Source organism: Mesorhizobium sp. M1A.T.Ca.IN.004.03.1.1 (assembly GCF_003997555.1).
In the GTDB taxonomy this organism is placed as follows: domain Bacteria; phylum Pseudomonadota; class Alphaproteobacteria; order Rhizobiales; family Rhizobiaceae; genus Mesorhizobium.
This window is the reverse complement of the sequence record NZ_RZTV01000001.1, coordinates 742,384-762,820: the sequence shown is the minus strand read 5'-3', so window position 1 is coordinate 762,820 and position 20,437 is coordinate 742,384. Positions and strand designations below refer to the sequence as shown.

The 20,437-nt window shown below is 64.6% G+C and carries 21 protein-coding genes; 12 read left to right on the top strand and 9 right to left on the bottom strand.

Features of this window, described 5'->3' with window-relative positions:
* Window positions 1-155 precede the first annotated feature (155 nt).
* The 6 genes from EOD29_RS03615 to EOD29_RS03590 all read left to right on the top strand — a co-directional run bounded on the left by EOD29_RS03615 (window position 156) and on the right by EOD29_RS03590 (window position 5,879).
* Window positions 156-1,133, top strand: a complete 978-nt coding sequence (locus EOD29_RS03615; protein WP_127245940.1) for a lytic transglycosylase domain-containing protein — start codon at window positions 156-158, stop codon at window positions 1,131-1,133.
* Between the two features lie 44 nt (window positions 1,134-1,177).
* On the top strand, window positions 1,178-1,675 hold the full coding sequence (locus EOD29_RS03610; protein WP_095823231.1) for an N-acetyltransferase: 498 nt from the start codon (window positions 1,178-1,180) through the stop codon (window positions 1,673-1,675).
* A 399-nt stretch (window positions 1,676-2,074) separates the two neighbouring features.
* Window positions 2,075-3,343, top strand: a complete 1,269-nt coding sequence (locus EOD29_RS03605; RefSeq protein WP_127245939.1) for an ABC transporter substrate-binding protein — start codon at window positions 2,075-2,077, stop codon at window positions 3,341-3,343.
* 5 nt (window positions 3,344-3,348) lie between these two features.
* Entirely contained in the window at window positions 3,349-4,287 is a 939-nt protein-coding gene (locus EOD29_RS03600) for a sugar ABC transporter permease (protein ID WP_095826842.1), read from the top strand.
* 1 nt (window position 4,288) lies between these two features.
* A complete protein-coding gene (locus EOD29_RS03595; protein WP_095823228.1) occupies window positions 4,289-5,113 on the top strand; it encodes a carbohydrate ABC transporter permease in 825 nt (274 codons plus the stop codon).
* Window positions 5,114-5,321: 208 nt separating this feature from the next.
* Window positions 5,322-5,879, top strand: coding sequence for a DUF4142 domain-containing protein (locus EOD29_RS03590; protein ID WP_127216255.1), 558 nt, complete (start codon window positions 5,322-5,324; stop codon window positions 5,877-5,879).
* A 31-nt stretch (window positions 5,880-5,910) separates the two neighbouring features.
* Here the strand turns inward: EOD29_RS03590 and EOD29_RS03585 are convergent, their stop codons facing one another.
* Window positions 5,911-6,231 (bottom strand): DUF1476 domain-containing protein, encoded by a 321-nt coding sequence (locus tag EOD29_RS03585; protein ID WP_066994550.1) that lies wholly within the window; start codon window positions 6,229-6,231, stop codon window positions 5,911-5,913.
* 224 nt (window positions 6,232-6,455) lie between these two features.
* Between EOD29_RS03585 and EOD29_RS03580 the strand changes: the two genes are divergently transcribed.
* The gene (locus EOD29_RS03580) at window positions 6,456-6,845 is read left to right on the top strand and encodes a DUF6152 family protein (RefSeq protein WP_127245938.1); all 390 of its coding nucleotides are present in this window, start codon (window positions 6,456-6,458) and stop codon (window positions 6,843-6,845) included.
* Complete coding sequence (locus EOD29_RS03575) at window positions 6,846-7,313, top strand: hypothetical protein (RefSeq protein ID WP_067326725.1); 468 nt, start codon at window positions 6,846-6,848, stop codon at window positions 7,311-7,313. It begins immediately after the preceding gene.
* Between the two features lie 28 nt (window positions 7,314-7,341).
* Here EOD29_RS03575 and EOD29_RS03570 read toward each other — a convergent pair whose 3' ends face one another.
* The 4 genes from EOD29_RS03570 to EOD29_RS03550 form a co-directional block, all read right to left on the bottom strand.
* Window positions 7,342-7,677 (bottom strand): hypothetical protein, encoded by a 336-nt coding sequence (locus EOD29_RS03570; RefSeq protein WP_095801825.1) that lies wholly within the window; start codon window positions 7,675-7,677, stop codon window positions 7,342-7,344.
* Between the two features lie 315 nt (window positions 7,678-7,992).
* Window positions 7,993-11,484: a carbamoyl-phosphate synthase large subunit gene (carB, locus tag EOD29_RS03565; RefSeq protein WP_127245937.1), complete on the bottom strand. Its 3,492-nt coding sequence runs from the start codon at window positions 11,482-11,484 to the stop codon at window positions 7,993-7,995.
* A gap of 367 nt (window positions 11,485-11,851) precedes the next feature.
* On the bottom strand, window positions 11,852-12,643 hold the full coding sequence (locus tag EOD29_RS03560) for an SH3 domain-containing protein (protein WP_348626453.1): 792 nt from the start codon (window positions 12,641-12,643) through the stop codon (window positions 11,852-11,854).
* A 395-nt stretch (window positions 12,644-13,038) separates the two neighbouring features.
* Window positions 13,039-13,395: a helix-turn-helix transcriptional regulator gene (locus EOD29_RS03550; protein ID WP_067326737.1), complete on the bottom strand. Its 357-nt coding sequence runs from the start codon at window positions 13,393-13,395 to the stop codon at window positions 13,039-13,041.
* Window positions 13,396-13,588: 193 nt separating this feature from the next.
* On the opposite strand from EOD29_RS03550, the gene EOD29_RS03545 reads away from it, so the two are divergent.
* A complete protein-coding gene (locus EOD29_RS03545) occupies window positions 13,589-14,767 on the top strand; it encodes an MFS transporter (RefSeq protein WP_067326740.1) in 1,179 nt (392 codons plus the stop codon).
* A 29-nt stretch (window positions 14,768-14,796) separates the two neighbouring features.
* Here EOD29_RS03545 and EOD29_RS03540 read toward each other — a convergent pair whose 3' ends face one another.
* Window positions 14,797-15,396, bottom strand: coding sequence for a LysE family translocator (locus tag EOD29_RS03540; RefSeq protein ID WP_066994945.1), 600 nt, complete (start codon window positions 15,394-15,396; stop codon window positions 14,797-14,799).
* A 100-nt stretch (window positions 15,397-15,496) separates the two neighbouring features.
* On the opposite strand from EOD29_RS03540, the gene EOD29_RS03535 reads away from it, so the two are divergent.
* On the top strand, window positions 15,497-16,363 hold the full coding sequence (locus tag EOD29_RS03535) for a LysR substrate-binding domain-containing protein (RefSeq protein ID WP_127245936.1): 867 nt from the start codon (window positions 15,497-15,499) through the stop codon (window positions 16,361-16,363).
* A 50-nt stretch (window positions 16,364-16,413) separates the two neighbouring features.
* Here the strand turns inward: EOD29_RS03535 and EOD29_RS03530 are convergent, their stop codons facing one another.
* The 3 genes from EOD29_RS03530 to EOD29_RS03520 form a co-directional block, all read right to left on the bottom strand.
* On the bottom strand, window positions 16,414-17,064 hold the full coding sequence (locus EOD29_RS03530) for a dihydrofolate reductase family protein (RefSeq protein WP_127245935.1): 651 nt from the start codon (window positions 17,062-17,064) through the stop codon (window positions 16,414-16,416).
* Window positions 17,065-17,161: 97 nt separating this feature from the next.
* Entirely contained in the window at window positions 17,162-18,004 is an 843-nt protein-coding gene (locus EOD29_RS03525; protein ID WP_127215859.1) for a protein-L-isoaspartate O-methyltransferase, read from the bottom strand.
* Window positions 18,005-18,049: 45 nt separating this feature from the next.
* Complete coding sequence (locus tag EOD29_RS03520) at window positions 18,050-19,399, bottom strand: Nramp family divalent metal transporter (RefSeq protein WP_067326755.1); 1,350 nt, start codon at window positions 19,397-19,399, stop codon at window positions 18,050-18,052.
* Window positions 19,400-19,626: 227 nt separating this feature from the next.
* On the opposite strand from EOD29_RS03520, the gene mntR reads away from it, so the two are divergent.
* Together mntR and EOD29_RS35790 are read left to right on the top strand one after the other, a co-directional pair.
* Window positions 19,627-20,079 (top strand): manganese-binding transcriptional regulator MntR, encoded by a 453-nt coding sequence (gene mntR / locus EOD29_RS03515; RefSeq protein ID WP_066994948.1) that lies wholly within the window; start codon window positions 19,627-19,629, stop codon window positions 20,077-20,079.
* Window positions 20,080-20,158: 79 nt separating this feature from the next.
* Window positions 20,159-20,302, top strand: a complete 144-nt coding sequence (locus EOD29_RS35790; RefSeq protein WP_164763671.1) for a hypothetical protein — start codon at window positions 20,159-20,161, stop codon at window positions 20,300-20,302.
* Window positions 20,303-20,437: the final 135 nt, after the last annotated feature.

Below are 20,437 nucleotides of genomic sequence, written 5' to 3'. Positions count from 1 at the left end.
CTGCGAAAAACGGGTACATCTCCAGTACAGATGGGGAACAATATCGCAGTTTGCTTCGAGTCTCGCCACCCGAAAGCTGCACACTGGCCCTGATTGCCCGGTTGGAATCGCTGGTGTAAGGACTTTTCAACAACCGACAATCGGACCTGCAGGGCTTGGCAGCGAAAATCATCCTCACCGCGATGGGCGTGCTCGTTGCCGCTGCCGGCCTCAGCGGCTGTACCTCGACCTCACAGATGAAACCCTCGCCGGCGCTTGCGGCGGCATCGACGCCGGCCGCCGAGGACGACACACCGACCATCGCGCTGCCCGAAACCGTTGCTGTGCTGCCGGAGCCTTCCGGCCTCGCTCAGGTGCAAACGGCGGCGCTGACCGGCGATGCCGTGGCCCTGGCGACGGCACCTGGGGCGACGGCGCCTGGCGCGACGACGGCTGGTGCGCCGTTGCCGCCGCCGGCGCAACCTGGCGCCGCCCTTCCGCCGCCGGCGCAACCTGCCGCGTTCTCCGGCTCGACACCCGTCGCCGGGCAGTTTCCGCCGCCGCCGGTGCTGCTGGCCGGCGCATCGCCGACCGGCCCCGGTGCGCTCAAGCAGGCCGCCGCCTACAAGAGCGCCGCTGTTGCCATGCCGGTCACCGGCCAATCAGTGAAGGTGGCTCCCATGCCGGGCGTGCAGCAGGTCGCCTATGTGATGCCGCAGAACCCGGCGCTGCTTGCCCAACCGGGCCAGCCCGAACAGCATGCCACAGGTCCGCGCGCCGAGATCGAGCGGCTGATCGAGAAATATTCGGCGATCTACGAAGTGCCGGTCGATCTGGTGCGCCATGTCGTCAACCGCGAGAGCACCTTCAATCCGAAGGCCTATAATCACGGTCATTGGGGACTGATGCAGATCAAGCACGCGACCGCACGCGGCATGGGCTATGACGGGCCGGCAGCCGGCCTGTTCGACGCCGAAACCAATCTCAAATACGCTGTCAAATACCTGCGCGGCGCCTGGCTGGTCTCGGGCGGTAATGCCAAGCGGGCCGACCAGCTCTATCAGACGGGCTATTATTACGACGCCAAGCGCAAGGGCCTGCTCGATCAAACGGGTCTCGGCGTCGACCGCCGCCGCCTGCAGCCAGGCGCCTGAGCGCCGGCAACGAGGCGCGTCCCATCGGTCTTTGGGGCAGTTGCATGCGTGACACTGACAGCCGCCGGCCGCCGACCCCAAACGATGTCCGCCTTCGCAAGCTTCTCGATGATGCGCTGACCGCGCCGCATTGGCCGGAAGGCTTCGTCATGCGCCCGTTCGAGCACAGGGATGCGCAGGCCCTGCACGCGCTGCTGGAAGAGGCATTCGACGACGGCGCCGAAGGTCCGTTCGACGAATGGTGGCCGCGCATCTCAGACGATGCCGAGTTCGATCCGGACCTCTGTTTCCTCGTCATCGACGGCAAGGGGCTGCTGGCGGGCGCCGCGCTTTGCTGGGCGTCGGGCTTCGTCAAGGATCTGGCGGTTCATCCGGACTCGCGAAGGCACGGCATCGGCGAGGCGCTGATGCGGCACGTGTTCCTGACTTTCCGCGACAGGGGTGCAGCCCATGTCGACCTCAAGACCAACACGGTGAAGAACCCCGCCGCCTTCAGGCTTTACGAGCGGCTCGACATGCTCCCAGTGGCGTGGGAAGGGTAACGCTTCGCGGCATTTGCCTGCGGCGGCACAACCGAATGCGGGGCGCATTGTGAACCGCTTCACACAAGCTGACGTTAGGGCATGCTAATGCGTCGTGGTGCAGGGCGGCCGATCGGCGGATCGACGCTGGCAAGGCGTCGGAGAGGCTGTGCCGGCATGCGTCAGCCACTCCAAGGCGGGCTCCGGGGCGGCGGGTTTCGGAGCCCGCCCGCTTTGGGCGTGCGGCCAATCGCGAGATCTCCCTTAACCGAGTGACTCGGGTCAGTCCCCTCGCGGCCCGTCCCCGATGGCCATGTCTGGAACCCCGAAGCGTCGCTCCGCATTCAATGCGGGCGGAGGGTCATCATCAGCCGACGCGGCAAGGTCCGCGTGGACGGTTCCGAGGCGAGGCCCACCAGCATGAAATTTTACCGCGCATTCCTCGCACTTGCCGTCGGCGCGATGCTCGCGGTGGCGCCGGCTCGCGCGGTCGAGCTGTCGATCGTGTCGGGCGACACGGGCAACGGCATCAAGGTCTTGCGCGAGATACTCGACCGCTACCAGAAGCAGAGCGGCAACAAGGTCGACATCGTGGTGATACCGCCGTCGGGCACCGACCAGTTCGGTCAGTTCAGATTGTGGCTCGCGGCGGGAAACAGCGACATCGACGTCTACCAGACCGACGTGATCTGGGCGCCGCAGCTTGCCAGCCAACTCGTCGATCTCACCGCGGCGACCAGGGATATCGTGGCCGAGCACTTCCCGTCGATCATCCAGTCGCAGACCGTGAACGGAAAGCTGGTGGCGCTGCCGATCTTCACCGACGCGCCGGCACTCTATTACCGCAAGGATCTGCTCGACAAATACGGCGCCAAGGTGCCGACCACCTGGCAGGAACTGGCCGACACCGCCAAGCTCGTCATGGACAAGGAGCGCACCGCCGGCAACAAGGACCTGTGGGGTTTCGTCTTCCAGGGCAACGCCTATGAGGGGCTGACCTGCGATGCGCTCGAATGGGTGATGTCGAATGGCGGCGGCCAGATCATCGAGCCCAACGGCACGGTCTCCATCAACAACCGACAAGCCGCGGCCGCGCTCGACATGGTCAAGGGCTGGATCGGCACCATTGCGCCGCCGGGCGTGCTCGCCTACCAGGAAGAGGAATCGCGCGGCGTCTGGCAGACCGGCAATGCCGTCTTCATGCGCAACTGGCCCTATGCCTATGCGCTCGGCAACAGCGAGACCTCACCGATCAAGGGCAAGTTCGATGTGGCGCCGCTGCCGGCAGGAACCGGCGAAGACGCCCGGCCGACGGCAACGCTCGGCGGCTGGAATCTCGCGGTTTCCAAATATTCCAAGCACCAGGACGCGGCGATCGATCTGGTGAAGTTCATCGCCTCGCCCGAGATGCAGAAGTATCGGACGCTGAGGACGTCCAACCTGCCCACCATCAAAGCGCTCTATGACGATCCCGATATCGTCAGGGAACAGCCGATCGTCCCGCGCTGGAAGCAGATATTCCTCAACGCGGCGCCGCGCCCTTCGGCGGTCGCCAAAATCAAGTACAACGAAGCCTCGAGCCAGTTCTGGACGGCCGTCCACAACACCATGTCGGGCGACGGCAGCGCCGCCGACAATCTGGCCGATCTCGAAGCCAGGCTGACCAAGCTGAAGGGCAAGGGCTGGTGAGGGCGATGCCTGTGAGCCGCTCGCGCCTGATGCGGCAACGCGTGCGCTCGGCCTGGCTGTTTCTGGCGCCGATGCTTCTGGTCCTTGCCGCCGTCGCCGGCTGGCCGCTCCTGCGCACTTTCTACTACAGCTTCACCGACGCCTCATTGGCCGATCTCGACGCCCGTCAATGGGTCGGCTTCGACAATTATTTCTCGATGCTCAGCATGCCGAGCGGCCGCGTGCTCTATGACGGGCTGCTCGCCGATCCGGTCTGGTGGCGCGCCGTGTGGAACACGCTGCTCTTCGCCGTGGTGTCGGTGAGCTGCGAAACGGTCCTCGGCATGATCGTGGCGCTCGTTCTCAACGCCGATTTCAGAGGCCGCGGCTTCGTCAGGGCGGCGATCCTCATTCCCTGGGCGATCCCGACCATCGTCTCGGCCAAGATGTGGCAGTGGATGCTCAACGACCAGTTCGGCATCATCAATGCGGTGCTGCTCAACCTTGGCCTGATCGACGCCAAAATCGCCTGGACCGCGAGCACCGACACGGCGATGATCGCGGTACTGATCGTCGACATTTGGAAGACGACGCCGTTCATGGCGCTGCTTTTCCTCGCCGCGCTGCAGATGCTGCCGCGCGATGTTATCGAGGTCGCCAGGCTCGACGGCGCCAATCCGTGGCAGATCTTCTGGAAGGTGACCTTGCCGCTCATCCGCCCGGCGGTCATGGTTGCGGTGATCTTCCGCGCGCTCGACGCGCTGCGCATCTTCGACCTGATCTACGTGCTGACGCCCAACAATGTGCACACCAAATCGATGTCGGTGTTCGTGCGCGAGAACCTGTTCGAGTTCGACAAGTTCGCCTATGGCTCGGCCGCCTCGACGCTGCTTTTCCTGATCGTCGCGCTGCTCACCATTTCCTACATCCGCATCGGCCGGATAGAGCTGGAAGGAGGCCGCTGAGATGGCGATGTTGAAGCGTTTAGGCTTCTTCCTCCTGGTGGGGGCAATCGTCTTCGTCGCGGTGTTTCCGCTCTATTACGCCGTCGTCACCAGCCTGAAATCCGGCACCGAGTTGTTCGAGGCGAGCCTTTGGCCGCAGGCGTTAAGCCTCGCCAACTACAGGAACGTGCTGGTCGAAGGTCCTTTCCTGCGCAATCTCTTGAATTCCTTGGTCGTCTCGGGCGCCGTCGTGCTCATCTCGCTGCTGCTCGGCGTGACATCCGCCTACGCGCTGGCACGCGTCCGGTTCCGCGGCCGTTCGGCGCTGATGCTTGCCATATTGTCGGTGTCGATGTTTCCGCAGGTCGCGGTGCTGGCCGGCCTGTTCGAGATCATCCGGGCCTTCGGCCTCTACAATTCGCTCATCGCACTGATCTTCTCCTACATGATCTTCACGCTGCCGTTCACCGTCTGGGTGCTCACCGCCTTCGTGCGCGACCTGCCGGTCGAAATCGAGGAAGCGGCGATCCTCGACGGCGCGACGCCATGGATCATCGTCACTCGCGTCTTTCTGCCGCTGATGTGGCCCGCATTGGCGACGACAGGGCTGCTCGCCTTCATCGGCGCATGGAACGAGTTCCTGTTTGCGCTGACCTTCACCTCCAACAACGCGCAGCGCACGGTGCCGGTGGCGATCGCGCTGCTTTCCGGCAACTCGCAGTTCGAGATCCCCTGGGGCAACATCATGGCCGCTTCGGTGATCGTCACGGTGCCGCTGGTGGTGCTGGTGCTGATCTTCCAACGCAAGATCGTTTCCGGCCTAACCGCCGGCGGCGTGAAGGGATAGGCCGTGCTGATGTTCAGGTGATGCCGGGCTGCGAATGGCGGTGTCCTGCGCTTCGGTGTTCACGTACTTCAAGCACGCTCCGGTATTCTCGGTACGACCATCCTCGGCTCGGCCTGACCCTGACTCAACACGGCCTCCTTCACGCCCTCAACGCAACCGGCAGCGCCATTTCGCGTTGGAAGTGCAAGGGGCTGATCGGAGATTCCAGATGAAAACGCTTCTGACCGCGGCCGCCATGGCGCTCCTTGCCGGCGCGCCGGCCACCCTTGCTCAGTCGAGCGACAGCAACGATGTCGCGCCAATGGCGACAGACAACAAGGTCGACACGCAGACTTTCGTCACCACCGTACCCAATGCCAACGAGTTCGAAATCCAGGCGAGCAGGCTGGCCGAGGAGAAGTCGCAGTCGGACGAAGTCAAGGCTTTTGCCGACGAGATGGTCAGGGACCACATCAAGGCCGGGGAGGATTTCAAGGCGGCGATGAGCCAGGGCCAGACGACGGCTTCTATCAAGCCTGCCGGCCCCGCTCTGGGGCCTAAGGAACAGCAGATGCTAGGCGAGCTGAAGCAGGCGAGCGGCACGGAGTTCGACCGGAAGTATATCAAGATGCAGATGGATGCGCACAGGGACGCGGTCGCGCTGTTCAGCACCTATGCCAATTCCGGCGACGACCCGGCGCTGAAGGAATTCGCCAAGAAGACTCTGCCGGTGCTGAAAATGCACGAGAAGCATGTGAAGGAACTGGCGGTGGCGCATCACGGGTGAGGGCGTGGTTTCTGCCCCCCGCAGCGGGTCCTCAGCTCGCCTTGATCTGCTCGACCGCCGTTGCCAGCAACTCGTCCATGGCCTGGCGAATCTGGGCATCCGACTGGACGACGCCCGCCGCGTCGAAGTCGGCACGGACCTTGCGGAACACGTCGTTGTCGCCCGCTTCCTCGAAATCCGCGCGCACCACCTCTTTCGCATAGGCGTCGGCATCCACGCCGGATTTGCCGAGCTTTTCGGCGGCCCACAGGCCGAGCAGCTTGTTCCGGCGCGCCACGGCCTTGAACTTCGTCTCCTCGTCCATTGCGAATTTCTTTTCGAAGCCTTCCTGACGGTCCCTCATGCTGCTCATGGTTTGCCTCGCTCAGACGTGAGTTCGACCGCCTCCGATGCATGCGAAGAGCGGCCAGGAGAAGCGAAAATGGGGAGCATGAAGGCCTGTAGCAAGGCCTGATCGTGGTGTGGACGCCGCGGACCCGAAATTCGTGCCATGCCGGGCCGAAGCTCCGATGTGATTTGACCTGGCCGGGCCGTAGCCTACTTTCGACCTGGCAGGAGGAGTGGAGGAGACGGGCGATGAAGTCACCGTTGAACCATATGCAGGGCGTCGTGCTGACGGCGGCGTTGATGTTTGCTGCCGGCACTGCCGCCTATGCCCATCACGGCTGGTCGTGGACGCAGGACGACTTCTTCGAGCTCAAGGGCAAGATCGCGGTGATCTATATCGGCAATCCGCATGCGACGCTGGACGTCGATGCGAAGGGGGAGGTGTGGCGGGTGGAGATGGCGCCGCCGGCCCGCACCATCGCCGCCGGCTTCACCGAGGAGGTCGCCAAGGTCGGCGACGCGGTGACCGCGATTGGCCATCGCTCGCGCGAGGAGGCGGAAAAGCGCATGAAGGCGGTGCGCATCATCGTCGGCGGCAAGCGCTACGACGTCTATCCCGACCGACTGCCGCCGGCCTAGATGGCGGAGTTTCTGGCCGGCATCGAGCAGCTTGCCTTGGTGCGCGGGCTGAAAGCCTCCTTCGTCGCTTATCCGATCGTCAATGCGCTGCACATCATGGCGGTCGGCGCGCTGCTCACCAGCGTCGGCCTCATGGATTTCAGCGTCCTTGGCGCCTTCCGCTCGCTGCCCCACGCGCCGTTCGTCGCGCTGCTGCGCCGCGTAGCCCTTGGGGCGTTTGGCGGCGCGATCATCACCGGGGCGCTGCTGTTTTCGGTAAAGGCGGGCACCTATGCGGCGATGCCGATCTTCGTTGCCAAGATAACACTGATCCTGCTGGCGGGGGCCAATTTCCTCGCCTTCACGCGCTTGACCCGCACGAGCGGGGTGGCCGAGTCGGCCGGGGGCATCGCGGCCGTCCTGGCCGTGATTTCGCTCGGCCTGTGGACCTGCGTGCTTTTCGCCGGGCGGTTCATAGGGTTTTTGTGAAGCAGTTCCACGAAGAGCCGGCTGCTGCTCAGATGTCCGGCGCGTTGCCGACTTTCTTCTTCATCTCCAGCGCCCAGGCGCGGCCTTCGTCGCCGCCCCACAGCAGCCAGGCGATGTAGCCGGCAGAGGGATTTTCCTCGTTGCCGTAGTTCTTGCCGCGCTTGTCGACCTCATGGCGGGCGAAATAGCTGACCATGCGGCGGATGGTCGAGGGTGAAAGGTTCTTGCGGTTCTTCAACTCCGTCGCCCTCGCGACGCCGATCTCGGTGCCGCCGCGGCCAAACTGCTTGCGCAGGCGCAGCCCCTTGGCGGCGTTGTCGGCGACCACCTGCGGGCAGCACAGGTCGATTTCGTCTTCGGACATGTCATTCATCGCAGATTTTTAGTCTACGAGCAGAATGCGGGGAAGCAGAGTTCCGAAGTTGCTAATCGGTGCCGGTACCAATGCCCTGAGATGAAAGGGCACGAAGTCGCGCTCTACGGCGCAATCCTAAGCAGGCGAAACGGGCGCTCAGTCGATAGGCCAGCGGTTGCGGCAACGGTTCATTAATAGTCAGCCAATCGCTGGAATGGGCCGCCCGAATGAGCGTTGCCTTGTCGCCTGCCGCCGAAGATTGGCAAGACGGTTCATTAGACAGAGATTGCACCGTGGCTGGTGCGCTTCGTAGCGCCAATAGCCTTACCCAAAATATTCCTGCAGCGGCCGGACCTCGAGGTTCCCCGCCCTTAGCGCCGCGATCGCCTCGGCCACGGCCGCAGCACCCGACAGCGTGGTGTAATACGGCACCTTCTGCATCAGCGTCGCGCGGCGGAGCGACTTCGAGTCCGACACGGCTTTCTGGCCGTCGGTGGTGTTGAAGACGATCTGGACCTGGCGATTGCGGATGGCGTCCTCGATGTGGGGGCGGCCTTCGAGTACCTTGTTGATCTTTTCCGCCGTCACGCCGTTCTCGGCGAGGAAGCGGGCGGTGCCGGAGGTGGCAAGCACCTTGAAGCCCTGCTCGGCGAGGCGTTTTACGGCGGGCAGAATTCCCTTCTTGTCTTCGTCGCGCACCGAGACGAACAGCGTGCCCGCGCGGGGGAGATCAACACCCGCCCCTAGCTGGCTCTTGGCGAAGGCCAGCGCAAAGTCGCGGTCGAGGCCCATCACCTCGCCGGTCGAGCGCATTTCCGGCCCGAGCAATATGTCGACGCCGGGGAAGCGGGCGAAGGGGAAGACGGCTTCCTTGACCGCGATATGGCCGGGATTGCGCGCGTCAGGCATGGCGCCGTAATGCGCGAAGGCGTTTTCCAGCGTCTCGCCGGCCATGATGCGGGCGGCGATTTTCGCAATGGGACGGCCGATGGTCTTGGCGACGAAGGGCACGGTGCGCGAGGCGCGGGGATTCACCTCAAGCACATAGACCGTGCCGTCCTTGATGGCGTATTGCACGTTCATCAGGCCGCCGACATTGAGCGCCCGGGCAAGTGCGGCGGTCTGGCGTTCCAGCTCGTCGACGAGTTCCGGCTGCAGCGAATACACCGGCAGCGAGCAGGCGCTGTCGCCCGAATGGATGCCGGCCTCCTCGATGTGCTCCAGGATGCCGGAGACGAAGGTTTCCTTGCCGTCGCAGAGGCAGTCGACATCGACCTCGGTGGCGCCGGTCAGATAAGTGTCGAACAAAAGCGGGTTCTTGCCGAGCAGCGTGTTGATCTGGCCGGTCTTGTCGGCCGGGTATTTCTGCTTAATGTCCTCCGGCACCAGGCCGGGCACGGTGTCGAGCAGATAGGTCTGCAGCATGCCTTCGTTGTAGATGATCTGCATGGCGCGGCCGCCGAGCACATAGGACGGGCGCACCACCAGCGGAAAGCCGAGCTCGGCAGCGACGAGGCGCGCCTGCTCGACCGAATAGGCGATGCCGTTCTTCGGCTGGGTGAGCCCGAGCTTGTGCAACAGCTTCTGGAAACGGTCGCGGTCTTCCGCAAGGTCGATCATGTCGGGTGAAGTGCCGAGGATCGGGATGCCGGCCTTCTCCAGCGCGTCGGCCAATTTCAGCGGCGTCTGGCCGCCGAACTGGACGATGACGCCGACCAGCTCGCCGGAGGCCTGCTCGGCGCGCAGGATCTCCAGCACGTCCTCCGGCGTCAGCGGATCGAAATAGAGCCGGTCGGATGTGTCGTAGTCGGTCGACACGGTCTCCGGGTTGCAGTTGACCATGATCGCCTCGAAGCCGGCGTCGCGCAGCGCAAAGGCGGCATGGCAGCAGCAATAGTCGAACTCGATGCCCTGGCCGATGCGGTTCGGGCCGCCGCCGAGGATGACGACCTTCCTGCGCGACGAGACGCGCGCCTCGTTGGCGAGCTCGCCGGCGAAGGGCGTCTCATAGGTCGAGTACATATAGGCGGTCGGCGAGGCGAACTCGGCGGCGCAGGTGTCGATGCGCTTATAGACCGGATGAACGCCGAGCTTTTGCCTGGTCTTCTGAATGACTTCCGCGTCGGTTCTGGTCAGCGACGCCAGGCGTGCGTCGGAGAAGCCCATCGCCTTCAGCATGCGCAGGTTCGGCGCATCCTGCGGCAGGCCGTGCTCGCGGATGCGCTGTTCCATGGCGATGATGCCGGCGATCTGCTCGAGGAACCACGGGTCGATCTTGCACATGGCGTGCACGTCTTCGAGCGAGGTACCCATGCGGATCGCCTGCGCCACCATGCGCAGCCGATCGGGGGTCGGCGTGCCGAGCGCGGCGCGGATGGCGTTGCGGTCGTCGACGTGGTCTGCCGAGCCAAGGCCGGGGATCTCGATCTCGTCGAGGCCGGTGAGGCCGGTTTCCAGTCCGCGCAGCGCCTTTTGCAGCGATTCCTGGAAGCTGCGGCCGATGGCCATCACCTCGCCCACCGACTTCATGGCGGTGGTCAGCACCGGCTCGGCGCCCGGGAATTTCTCGAAGGCGAAGCGCGGGATCTTGGTCACCACATAGTCGATCGACGGCTCGAACGAGGCCGGCGTCGCACCGCCGGTGATGTCGTTCTCCAGCTCGTCCAGCGTGTAGCCGACGGCGAGCTTTGCCGCGACCTTGGCGATCGGGAAGCCGGTCGCCTTCGAGGCGAGCGCGGACGAGCGCGAGACGCGCGGGTTCATCTCGATGACCACGAGGCGGCCGTCGGCCGGATTGACGGCGAACTGGACGTTGGAGCCGCCCGTCTCGACGCCGATCTCGCGCAGCACCGCGATCGAGGCGTTGCGCATCATCTGATACTCTTTGTCGGTCAAGGTCAGGGCCGGCGCGACGGTGATGCTGTCGCCGGTGTGCACGCCCATCGGGTCGAGGTTCTCGATCGAGCAGATGATGATGCAGTTGTCCGCCTTGTCGCGGACCACTTCCATCTCATACTCCTTCCAGCCGAGCACGCTCTCCTCGATCAGCACCTCCGTGGTGGGCGAGGCGTCGAGGCCGGACTGAACGATGTCGTAGAATTCGGCGCGGTTGTAGGCGATGCCGCCGCCGGTGCCGCCCATGGTGAAGGAGGGGCGGATAATCGCCGGCAGGCCGACATGGTCGAGCGCTTGCGCCGCGATCGCCATGGCGTGGCTGATATAGCGCTGCTTGCGGTCGCCTTCGCCGAGATTCCAGCGCGTCTCCAAAGCATCGAGCGCGGCATCGAGGTTTTCGGGGTTCTCGGCTTTGAGCGCGGCGCGCTCGGCCTCGTGGATCTTGCGGTCGGCGTCCTTGACTTCTGTGGCGTTGGCCAGCATCGAGCGCGGCGTCTCCAGCCCGATCTTGCTCATCGCCTGGCGGAACAGCGCGCGGTCCTCGGCCTTGTCGATGGCATGCGCATCGGCGCCGATCATCTCGACATTGTAGCGGTCGAGCACGCCCATGCGGCGCAGCGACAGCGCGGTGTTGAGCGCCGTCTGGCCGCCCATGGTGGGCAGCAGCGCGTCGGGGCGCTCCTTGGCGATGATCTTCGCCACCACTTCCGGCGTGATCGGTTCGATATAGGTGGCGTCGGCCAGCTCCGGATCGGTCATGATCGTGGCCGGGTTGGAGTTGACCAGGATGACGCGGAAACCCTCTTCCTTCAGCGCCTTGCAGGCCTGGGTCCCGGAATAGTCGAACTCGCATGCCTGGCCGATGACGATGGGGCCGGCCCCGATGATCAGGATCGACTTGATGTCGGTGCGTCTTGGCATGGTCTGTGGATTCCGTTCGGCGAGCGGCTTGCACGAAAAACCGGGCGGGGAGGACCCGGCCGGTTGTGCTTGCGATTCTGGTATCAGGCTAGGAGGGCCTTATAGGGAAGAGTTTTGGCGGATGTAACCCCGAAAATGAGGGTTTTGCGGGTTGGCGTGACGGAACAAAACAGGGCGTCTCATTCCTTCGCGCCCCCTCTGCCCTGCCGGGCATCTCGCCCACGAGGGGGGAGATTGGACGCCACGACTGCTTTCGCCAATTTTCGACGGTGAAGAAAAAGCGAGGCGCCAAAACAGCCGATCCCCCCCAAGTGGGGGAGATGTCCGGCAGGACAGAGGGGGGCGCTGTCCCGCCGGCGTCTTCAGCCTATCGCTTCCCCAGGGCCAGCTGATCCGTGATCTCAAAGCGCTCCGAAACGCCGATGCGGATCATGTTCAGGCTGCCTTCGCGGGTGAAGCGGAATTCGTCGGAGGAGTCCGAGCCGGCCGGCTTGCCGTCATGGAAGTGGATGATGCGCGTGCCGCCGTCCGGCCAGGTCACGGTCACGACGCTGTCGCCGGCCTCATGTGCGACGCTGATCAGGCAGCGGGTCATCGGCTGGCCGATCCGGCGCGCGCAGGGGATGCCGTCGGCGGCGTCTGGGGCAGGGGTGTCGGACTCCGTGATCGCCGAGGCGGCGAAGGCGAGGGCGTAGGCATCCTGCATGGCGACGGCGCTGATATCGGCCGCGGATGGCGGATCGGCCGGCTCGCTGCGACCCAGGCGCGCGGCGATGTCCGGCTGCGGTTCTTCAGAGGGCTCGGGCGCGTTCGCTTCCTGTGGCGGGCCGGCGTCAGTTGCCGGCACGGCTGCATCCTCGGGCGCCGGGGCCGGGTTGTTGGGGCTGAGATAGCGGGCCGGCGCCCATCCGACGATATGCGCGTCCTGCGTGTCCTCGACCTTGCACCAGGGATAGTTATTGACGGTCTTGCAGCCGTAATTCTTCACGGCTGCGCCGTTGGGCAGGCGCGCCGCGACCTTTCCATCTGGTGAAGCGGTGGCGCGGATGTTGAGGAGATCGTCCGGCGCAAGGCCGCCGATGATTGAAATGATCGTGGCTGGCGCGTCCTGGGCCAAAGCCGGCACGGCGGCCAGCAGCAAAGGAGCGGCGATCAGCAATGTCGATCGGAGCGTGACTTTACGCTTCATCCTTAATGCACTGCAATCCTGGCGTTTCCGCTCAATCAGATTATGAGCTTCGCTCAATCATGGATATGAGCTTCGCTCAATCTTTATAAATCCGGTCCGCGGCGCGTGCGCCCATTCCAGTCGTCCGCTTGTTCGGCCTGCTTTGCGGCAGCTTCATGGTCGTAGGCGATGGCGATCGCCTCGGAGCGGCCGGGAGGCATCCATCTCGACGATGCCGTAGCGCGCATGCCGGCTGTCCTGCTCAGAGACATGCGCCGGCGGGAATGCGGATGAACTCGCTGCGATGGCTATTGCCGCACAACGCGATCCGGCAGGCTGGAGGGCCAGCACGTTGCCAAGGATATCGGCCAGAACGGCAATGCGCATCAGGCGTCGATCTCCGCATCGGCGGTGCCGACCGCTGGAAGCGCCTTGTCCTCGCCGGCGGCCGCGATCACGCTGTCGAGCAGGCCGGGGAAGCGCCTGTCGAGGTCGTCGCGGCGCAGGGTGATCAGCCGGCTGGTGCCGACCGCTTCGGTGCGCGTCACGCCAGCCTCGCGCAGCTTGGCGAGGTGGTAGCTGAGATTGGTCTTGGAGGCGAGGTCGAGGAACTTGCCGCAGTTCATCGGCACGCCTTCCTTGCTGGCGAGAAAGCGCACGATTGCCAGCCGGGTCGGGTCGCCGAGCACGGCAAGCACGATCGGCAGGCTGATCTGATCGGCGGTCGGATGAGGCAAGGTCATGGTTGAGAATTAAGCGCAAACGGCACCAACTTCAACGCGTCTCCGCTTCTTGCTTGGTTACGCAGCTTCCCGGTTTCTACGCCGTCCTGACACAGAGCTGTCAGCAGGGTTCCGCTAATTTGCCCAAGTTCCGTTGACATCATGCCCCTTCATGTCCAATTGTTCAATAACTTTTGAACAAAGGACATATCCCATGGACAAGCGGATCTTCTGGCTTGCGCTCGGATCGTTTGCGATCTCGACCGAAGGCTTCGTCATCTCCAGCCTTCTTCCCGATATCGCCGCGGATGCCGGCATCTCCGTTCCGCTCGCCGGCTCGCTGATCACCGCCTTCGCGCTCGCCTATGCGATCGGCGCGCCGATCCTGGCGACGCTGACCGGCGAGTGGGACCGGCGGCGCGTCATCCTGTGGACGCTGGTGTTCTTCGTCATCGGCAATATCGTCGCGGCGCTAAGTTCGTCCTTCGAATTGCTGCTCATCGCACGCATCGTCATGGCGCTGTCGTCCGGCCTGTTCGCGGCAACTGCGCAAGGCACCGCCGTGGCGCTGGTCGACGACCATCACAGGGCCCGCGCCATCGCGGTCGTGGTCGGCGGCACCACGGTGGCGGTCGCGGTCGGCGCACCGCTCGGCGCGCTGGTGGCGGCGATTGCCGGCTGGCGCGGCACCTTCTTTGCCATTGCCGGCCTCGGCGCGCTTGCCGGCGCGATCCTGTGGTGGCGGCTGCCGCGCGGCATTGTCGGCACCAGGTTGCCGCTCAAGGCGCGGCTGGCGGCGGCGGTCCGTCCTGGCGTGTTGCCGATCCTGGTCACGACCACGCTGGCGCTGGTCGGCGCCTTCACCGTCTTTGCCTTCATCGCGCCTCTGGCAATCGAGGGCGGCGGCCTCAGCCCGCTGGCGCTTCCCGGCATGCTGCTTGCCTTCGGCGTTGGCGCCGTCATCGGCAACATCGCCGGCGGCCAGGCGGCGGACCGTTTCGGCGCGGCGCGCACGGTTTGCTGGTCGCTGGGGCTGAGCGCGGCGATGCTCGTCACCTTGTCGCTGATCCCGACCTTCCTGCCGCATTCGATCGCCGGGCCGGCGCTGATGGGCATGATGGTGCCGTGGGGCATCGTCGGCTGGGCCTTCCCGCCGGCGCAGGCGAGCCGGATCATCAAAATAGCGCCCGATGCCGCCCCGATCGTGCTCTCGCTCAACGCCTCGGCGCTCTATTTCGGGGTCGCCCTTGGCGCGGTGGTCGGCGGTGCGGTGCTGCGCTTCGGCGCGCCGGCCGATCTCGGTCTGGTCGCGGCTGTATTCCCGATCGTCGGGTTGGGTGTGGTGCTCGCGGGTCGCGCGCTCGCCCGCCCGGTCGCCATGCCGGCGGAATAGACTTCGCAAACCTGAAGGACTTGCCGGTCTCAGGCTGGCCGCCACATCTGCAGGATGGAGGCGGCCAGCAGCAGGCCAAGCACGATGTTGAGCGCGCGCCATTGCCGCTCGGTTCGGAGCAAACGTGCCAGCAGCGTGCCGGCTACGCACCAGAGCGACAGCGAGACGGCCGCGGCAAGGCCGAACACGGCGCCGAGCAGCAATGCCAACTGCAAGGGGCCGTCGGCAAGCGCCGCGAAGGAAGCGGCCGCACCCAGGCCCATTGCCCAACCCTTGGGATTCATCCACTGAATCCCGGCGCCGCCGAAGAAGCTGTTCGGCCTAGCCATGCTCACGTCGAGCTTGGGCGGGCCGCTGCGGCCGATCCTGATCGCCAGCCAGATCAGATAGAGCGAGCCGGCGATCTTCATCGCAAGCTGGAGCGAGGGGACGGCGGCGATCAGCCCGGCCAGGCCGGCAGCACCCGCCGCCGCTACTGACGCCAGTCCCGCGGCGCTGCCGGCCATCAGCGGCACCGATCGGCGAAAGCCGAACTGCGCCCCGGATGCCGTCGACAGCGTCGTGGCGATGCCGGGCGTCGAGGTCGAGATCAACGCGAACAGGACAAGGGGGATGATGGTTTCGGACATCCAAAGCCTCCACGGTGGAAGGAGCCTGCATGTTAGGCGCTGGGCGCTATCAGTAAATGCAATGTTGGATATGGTCTGCATTAGTGATTATAATGCAGCGATGTTCCGCGATCTCGACACCACACTTGTCCGCACCTTCGTGACGACGGCCGACAAAGCCAGCATGACGGCCGCGGCCAACGCCCTCAATCTGACCCAGGGCGCCGTCAGCCAGCAGATCAAGCGGCTGGAGGAGATCCTTGGCCAGATGTTGTTCGAGCGCGACCGCCGCGGCTTGAGACTGACGCGTTCGGGCGAACGGCTGCTCGACAAGGGCCGGCGTCTCTTGCGGCTCAATGACGAGATCCTGGCGGAGATAAGCGGCAAGGCGGTCGCCGGCGGGGTGCGGATCGGCGTGCCCTACGATCTTGTCGGCACATTGCTGCAACCTGTTTTGAAAACCTACGCTGAAGCCTATCCGCAGGTGGAGATTTCGCTGGTCTGCGCCTCTTCGCCGGAACTCGCGGCGGCGCTGGCGGCAGGGACGATCGACCTTGCCGTCATCGAGGAGCGGGCCGGTCCGACGGCCGGCGAGTGCCTACTGGTCGACCGGCTGGTCTGGGTCGGTGCCAGAGGCGGCTCGGCGCGCTTGAAGCGGCCTTTGCCGGTCTCCATGGTCGCGGATAGCTGCGCCTTCCGTCCCGCGGTGCTGGCGGCGCTCGGCACGCACGGGCTCGATTGGCGCACCGTGTTCGAGAACGGCAACATCGACGCAACGACCGCAACGGTACGGTCGGACCTTGCGGTGACCACCTGGCTCGCCTCGACGGTTCCGGCCGACCTCGACATCCTGTCCGACGCCGACTTACCGGCGCTGCCGAATTTTTCCGTCAACCTGCACCTGCCGAAGCATGCAGTGACGCGGACGGCAGAGGCATTCGCCACTCATATCCGCGAGGGTCTGGCGCGGCATCGCCGGGCAGCGTGAGCGACACTTTTCGTTCCTCGCCCCCGCTTTGGGGGCGAGGAACCTTGGCGCTACTTCCAGTTCTTGCGCCGTTCGAGCTCGGCTTCGGAAGGCTGCTCTGTCGCAAAAGATCCGGTCTTGACGCCGCCGCCACGTTCATAGGTCGCCATGATGACACCCGTGCTGGTGGTTTGCGACTTGATGAGCTTGAAGGCGGCGGGCATCGCGTCATCGCCGAACAGGCGCTTTCCCTTGCCCAGCAACAGCGGGAAGATCATCAACCGGATCTCGTCGATCAGCCCATTGGCGAGCAGGGTCTGGATCAGATTGCCCGAACCCTGGATGAGCAGATCGGGTCCGTCTTCCTGCTTGAGCTGCCTGAGCCTGGCAACGACGTCTGGTCCAAGCGGCTGCGTGTTCTGCCAGGTCAGGCTATCCGGCCGATGCGTCGCGACATATTTGGTCGCCGGGTTGAAGGCATCTGCGATCGTATCTTTCTGATACGGCCAGTACGCGGCGAAGATGTCATAGGTTCTGCGACCGAGCAGCAGGGCGAAGGGCTTTGAGAACAATTCGTCCATTGCCTCGCCCGCCACCTCGTCAAAGTAATGGAAGGTCCAGCCGCCGAATTGAAAGCCGCCGACCGGGTCCTCTTCCGGGCCGCCTGGCGCCTGCATGACGCCGTCGAGGCTGACGAATGTGGCGGCGATGATCTTGCGCATCTGTCTTCTCCCTTTTCGTGATCCGCGCCGTCGCGGCCGGATTTCGTCCTAAGGACGGGCGACAAGCCTGCGTTCCGACACAGGCTTCCGCAGATTTCTATCGTTCGCTGTCGGCGCGCATGGCGCGGGACGAGAACCAGACATCGCCGAACACGGCGGTGGCGGTTCGATCGGGCGCCTTGTCTTCGGTCAGCCAGATCGAGCGCGTGCGGCTGGCGCGTTCGCGGGTTGGCACTCTTGCCTCCGGGCCGGCGAGGGAGGCGCCGACGCAAGGGATGAACCAGGAACCCATGAAGGGCCGGCAGGCGAACCCCGCCTGCATGCGGGTGACCAGCACGGCGAGGCCGATACGCTGCGCCGGCCGCCAGGGGAAGATCAGCCGGCCGCCGGGCCTCAGCGCCCTCAGCCACGCAGGGGGCGGGGCAATGACGGCAGCATTGACATAGATGATGTCGGAGGGCGGTAGCGGGCCGGCGACAGCGTCGCCGGCAACGACCTCGACATTGCCATAGGCCGCGAGGTTCACCTTGGCTTGCGCGGCGAGATCCGCTTCGATCTCGAAGGCGGTGACGCTGCCACTGGGCTCGACCAGCCTTGCCAGCAGCGCGGTATAGTAGCCGGTACCGGCGCCGATATGGGTGACGGCTTCGCCGGGTTTCGGTTCGACCTTGCCGATCCACATGGCGTGCAGAACCGGTTCGCCGTTGTTGATGCCCTTGTCGGCATCGAGCACCACCAGCACGTTCTGGTAGATGTAGCTTGGATCGGCAGTCGGGGTTTTGAACGCTCCGTCGCCGGCAAAGACTGTCCAAGGTCCAGGGCCGAGAAAGGCCTCGCGCGGCACGGAGGCGAACGCCTCCTCGATGCGGGGATCGGCGGAGCGCGCATGCGCGGCCATCAGTTTGGCGTAGAATTTTCGGGCGTCGTCCGAAACGGTCATGCTTTCAGAAGATAGCGCGGCCGGCCGGGATGTCGCGGCTCGAACTCAGCCGGCAAAAGTGTCGAAGAGCAGCTTGAAGTTGAGCACCAGGATGATCGCCGCGACTACCCAGGCGAGTGCGGCGACGCCGCGCGAGATGGCGAAACTGCCCATCTTCTTCTTATCCGAGACGAACTGCACCAGCGGCACAACGGCGAAGGGCAACTGCATCGACAGGATGACCTGGCTGAAGACCAGGAGCTGGGCCGTGCCCTTTTCGCCGTAGAGCGCGGTGACGATCACGACGGGGACGATGGCAAGGCCGCGCGTCAGCAGGCGGCGCGCCCATTGCGGAATGCGCAGACGCAGGAAGCCTTCCATCACGATCTGGCCGGCGAGCGTGGCAGTGACCGTCGAGTTGAGCCCGGAGGCGAGCAGCGCGACCGCGAACAGGATCGAGGCGATGCTCAAGCCCAACAGCGGCGACAGCAATGCGAAAGCCTGACCGATCTCGGCGACATCCTGGTGCCCGGTGCCGTGGAAGGCCACGGCCGCGACGATCAGGATGGACGCGTTGACAAACAGCGCCAGGATCAGCGCGATGGTCGAGTCCGTGGTCGCCCATTTGATGGCGTCGCGCTTGCCGGCATCGGTGCGCTCATAGGCGCGGGTCTGCACGATCGAGGAGTGCAGGTAGAGATTGTGCGGCATCACGGTGGCGCCGATGATGCCGATGGCGATGTAGAGCATCGTCGGGTTGGTGACGATCTGGGACGACGGCACGAACATCGAATGCAGGATTGTGCCTGCGGGCGGGGCGGCGACGAAGATCTGGATGGCGAAGCAGCCAAAGATGATGATCAGGAGCGCGACGACGAACGCCTCGAGATAACGGAAGCCCCTGTTCATGAGCAGCAGCACAAGGAAGGCGTCCAGCGCGGTGAGGACGGCGCCGCCGATCAGCGGGATGCCGAACAGGAGCTGCAGCGCAATCGCCGTGCCGATCACCTCGGCGAGGTCGCAGGCGATGATCGCCAGTTCGCAGGCGATCCAGAGCAGGAAATTTACCGGACGCGGATAATAGGCGCGGCAGGCCTGCGCGAGGTCGCGGCCGGTGGCGATGCCGAGGCGGGCGGCCAGCGCCTGCAACAGGATCGCCATCAGGTTCGACAGCATGATGATGAAAAGCAGCGTGTAGCCGAACTGGGCGCCGCCGGCGAGGTCTGTCGCCCAGTTGCCCGGGTCCATATAGCCGACCGAGACCATATAGCCGGGACCCATGAAGGCGAACAGGCGGCGGAACCAGAGACCGGTGTCGGGCACCCTAATCGAGGCATTGACCTCGCGCAGACTGGGCTGTTCAGTCTCATCGGAGCGGGCAAATTGCCACGAGGGACGGGACACTGCTTCTGACATCGGGGGGGCCGCTGGAAGGGTATCGAGGATCGCCACTATGTATGCTAAGGCTGAACATTATGCAACAGGCTATACTTCATTGTTCAAGCTCTTGTGATGCAAGCCGACAGGCGCCGCGTGCAGCAGCAAACGCCGGGTTGCGCCGACCCGGGAATGCAAATAAACGGCCAGAGCACTACGGTCCGTGCTATGAGTGCGGAGCCGATTCAGCCATGAAGGAGCGCGTATTGGCGCTGAGGAACAGACCAGTTCGACGCGAAAAGCCGCTTCCTGATGCCGAAATCCATTCGGAAGGGTTCCGGCAGACCCGCGAAGCGCGTCGCAGCGCGCTTGTCGAGGACTATGTCGAGCTGATCGCCGATCTGATCGAGGACGGAAACGAGGCCCGTCAGGTCGATATCGCGGCCAGGCTTGGCGTCGCGCAACCCACCGTGGCAAAAATGCTGACACGGCTCTGCGCCGACGGGCTGGTGTCCAGGAAACCCTATCGCGGGGTGTTTCTCACGGACGCCGGTCGCAAGGTGGCGCAGGAGAGCCGCATCCGTCACGAGACTGTCGAAGCCTTCCTGCGCTCGCTGGGTGTCAGCGCCGAGACGGCGCGGATCGATGCCGAGGGGATCGAGCACCATGTCAGCGCCGAGACGCTGGATGCATTTCGCAGGGCGATGACGACGCGCTGAGCCCCGCCAGCGTTAAACTTCCCGACCACGAGTCGCTGGAACCGCCGAACGGTACGCACGTTGCTGCTGACGTTGCGCGATGATCGCGTGGAAGGGAGGAAACGACGGCGTTGAACAGGCACCGACCACGAAGGGCAAGCCAGCGGCCAAAGGGTTGAGACACGCGGCGGCTCGTGACGAGCGCAAGACCGAGGCCGAAACCGGCTCGAAGCAAAAGCTCTGATTTCATCCCATCTGGAGCCGGACGCGCGGTCTTTTGGTCAGCAAAAATGCTGTGACTCGGCGTGACCGTTGCGATAATTGTCTGAAGGGGGCGGTCATAGGCCGGACCTTCCAGAACATCTGCATTGCGAGGAAG

Bases quoted from the DNA above. Each gene is read 5' to 3' on its own strand.
- EOD29_RS03610 (WP_095823231.1), top strand. From the start codon at position 1,178: ATGCGTGACACTGACAGCCGCCGGCCGCCGACCCCAAACGATGTCCGC.
- EOD29_RS03605 (WP_127245939.1), top strand. From the start codon at position 2,075: ATGAAATTTTACCGCGCATTCCTCGCACTTGCCGTCGGCGCGATGCTC.
- EOD29_RS03600 (WP_095826842.1), top strand. From the start codon at position 3,349: ATGCCTGTGAGCCGCTCGCGCCTGATGCGGCAACGCGTGCGCTCGGCC.
- EOD29_RS03595 (WP_095823228.1), top strand. From the start codon at position 4,289: ATGGCGATGTTGAAGCGTTTAGGCTTCTTCCTCCTGGTGGGGGCAATC.
- EOD29_RS03590 (WP_127216255.1), top strand. From the start codon at position 5,322: ATGAAAACGCTTCTGACCGCGGCCGCCATGGCGCTCCTTGCCGGCGCG.
- EOD29_RS03585 (WP_066994550.1), bottom strand. From the start codon at position 6,231: ATGAGCAGCATGAGGGACCGTCAGGAAGGCTTCGAAAAGAAATTCGCA.
- EOD29_RS03580 (WP_127245938.1), top strand. From the start codon at position 6,456: ATGAAGTCACCGTTGAACCATATGCAGGGCGTCGTGCTGACGGCGGCG.
- EOD29_RS03575 (WP_067326725.1), top strand. From the start codon at position 6,846: ATGGCGGAGTTTCTGGCCGGCATCGAGCAGCTTGCCTTGGTGCGCGGG.
- EOD29_RS03570 (WP_095801825.1), bottom strand. From the start codon at position 7,677: ATGTCCGAAGACGAAATCGACCTGTGCTGCCCGCAGGTGGTCGCCGAC.
- carB (WP_127245937.1), bottom strand. From the start codon at position 11,484: ATGCCAAGACGCACCGACATCAAGTCGATCCTGATCATCGGGGCCGGC.
- EOD29_RS03550 (WP_067326737.1), bottom strand. From the start codon at position 13,395: ATGACCTTGCCTCATCCGACCGCCGATCAGATCAGCCTGCCGATCGTG.
- EOD29_RS03545 (WP_067326740.1), top strand. From the start codon at position 13,589: ATGGACAAGCGGATCTTCTGGCTTGCGCTCGGATCGTTTGCGATCTCG.
- EOD29_RS03540 (WP_066994945.1), bottom strand. From the start codon at position 15,396: ATGTCCGAAACCATCATCCCCCTTGTCCTGTTCGCGTTGATCTCGACC.
- EOD29_RS03535 (WP_127245936.1), top strand. From the start codon at position 15,497: ATGTTCCGCGATCTCGACACCACACTTGTCCGCACCTTCGTGACGACG.
- EOD29_RS03530 (WP_127245935.1), bottom strand. From the start codon at position 17,064: ATGCGCAAGATCATCGCCGCCACATTCGTCAGCCTCGACGGCGTCATG.
- EOD29_RS03525 (WP_127215859.1), bottom strand. From the start codon at position 18,004: ATGACCGTTTCGGACGACGCCCGAAAATTCTACGCCAAACTGATGGCC.
- EOD29_RS03520 (WP_067326755.1), bottom strand. From the start codon at position 19,399: ATGTCAGAAGCAGTGTCCCGTCCCTCGTGGCAATTTGCCCGCTCCGAT.
- EOD29_RS35790 (WP_164763671.1), top strand. From the start codon at position 20,159: ATGATCGCGTGGAAGGGAGGAAACGACGGCGTTGAACAGGCACCGACC.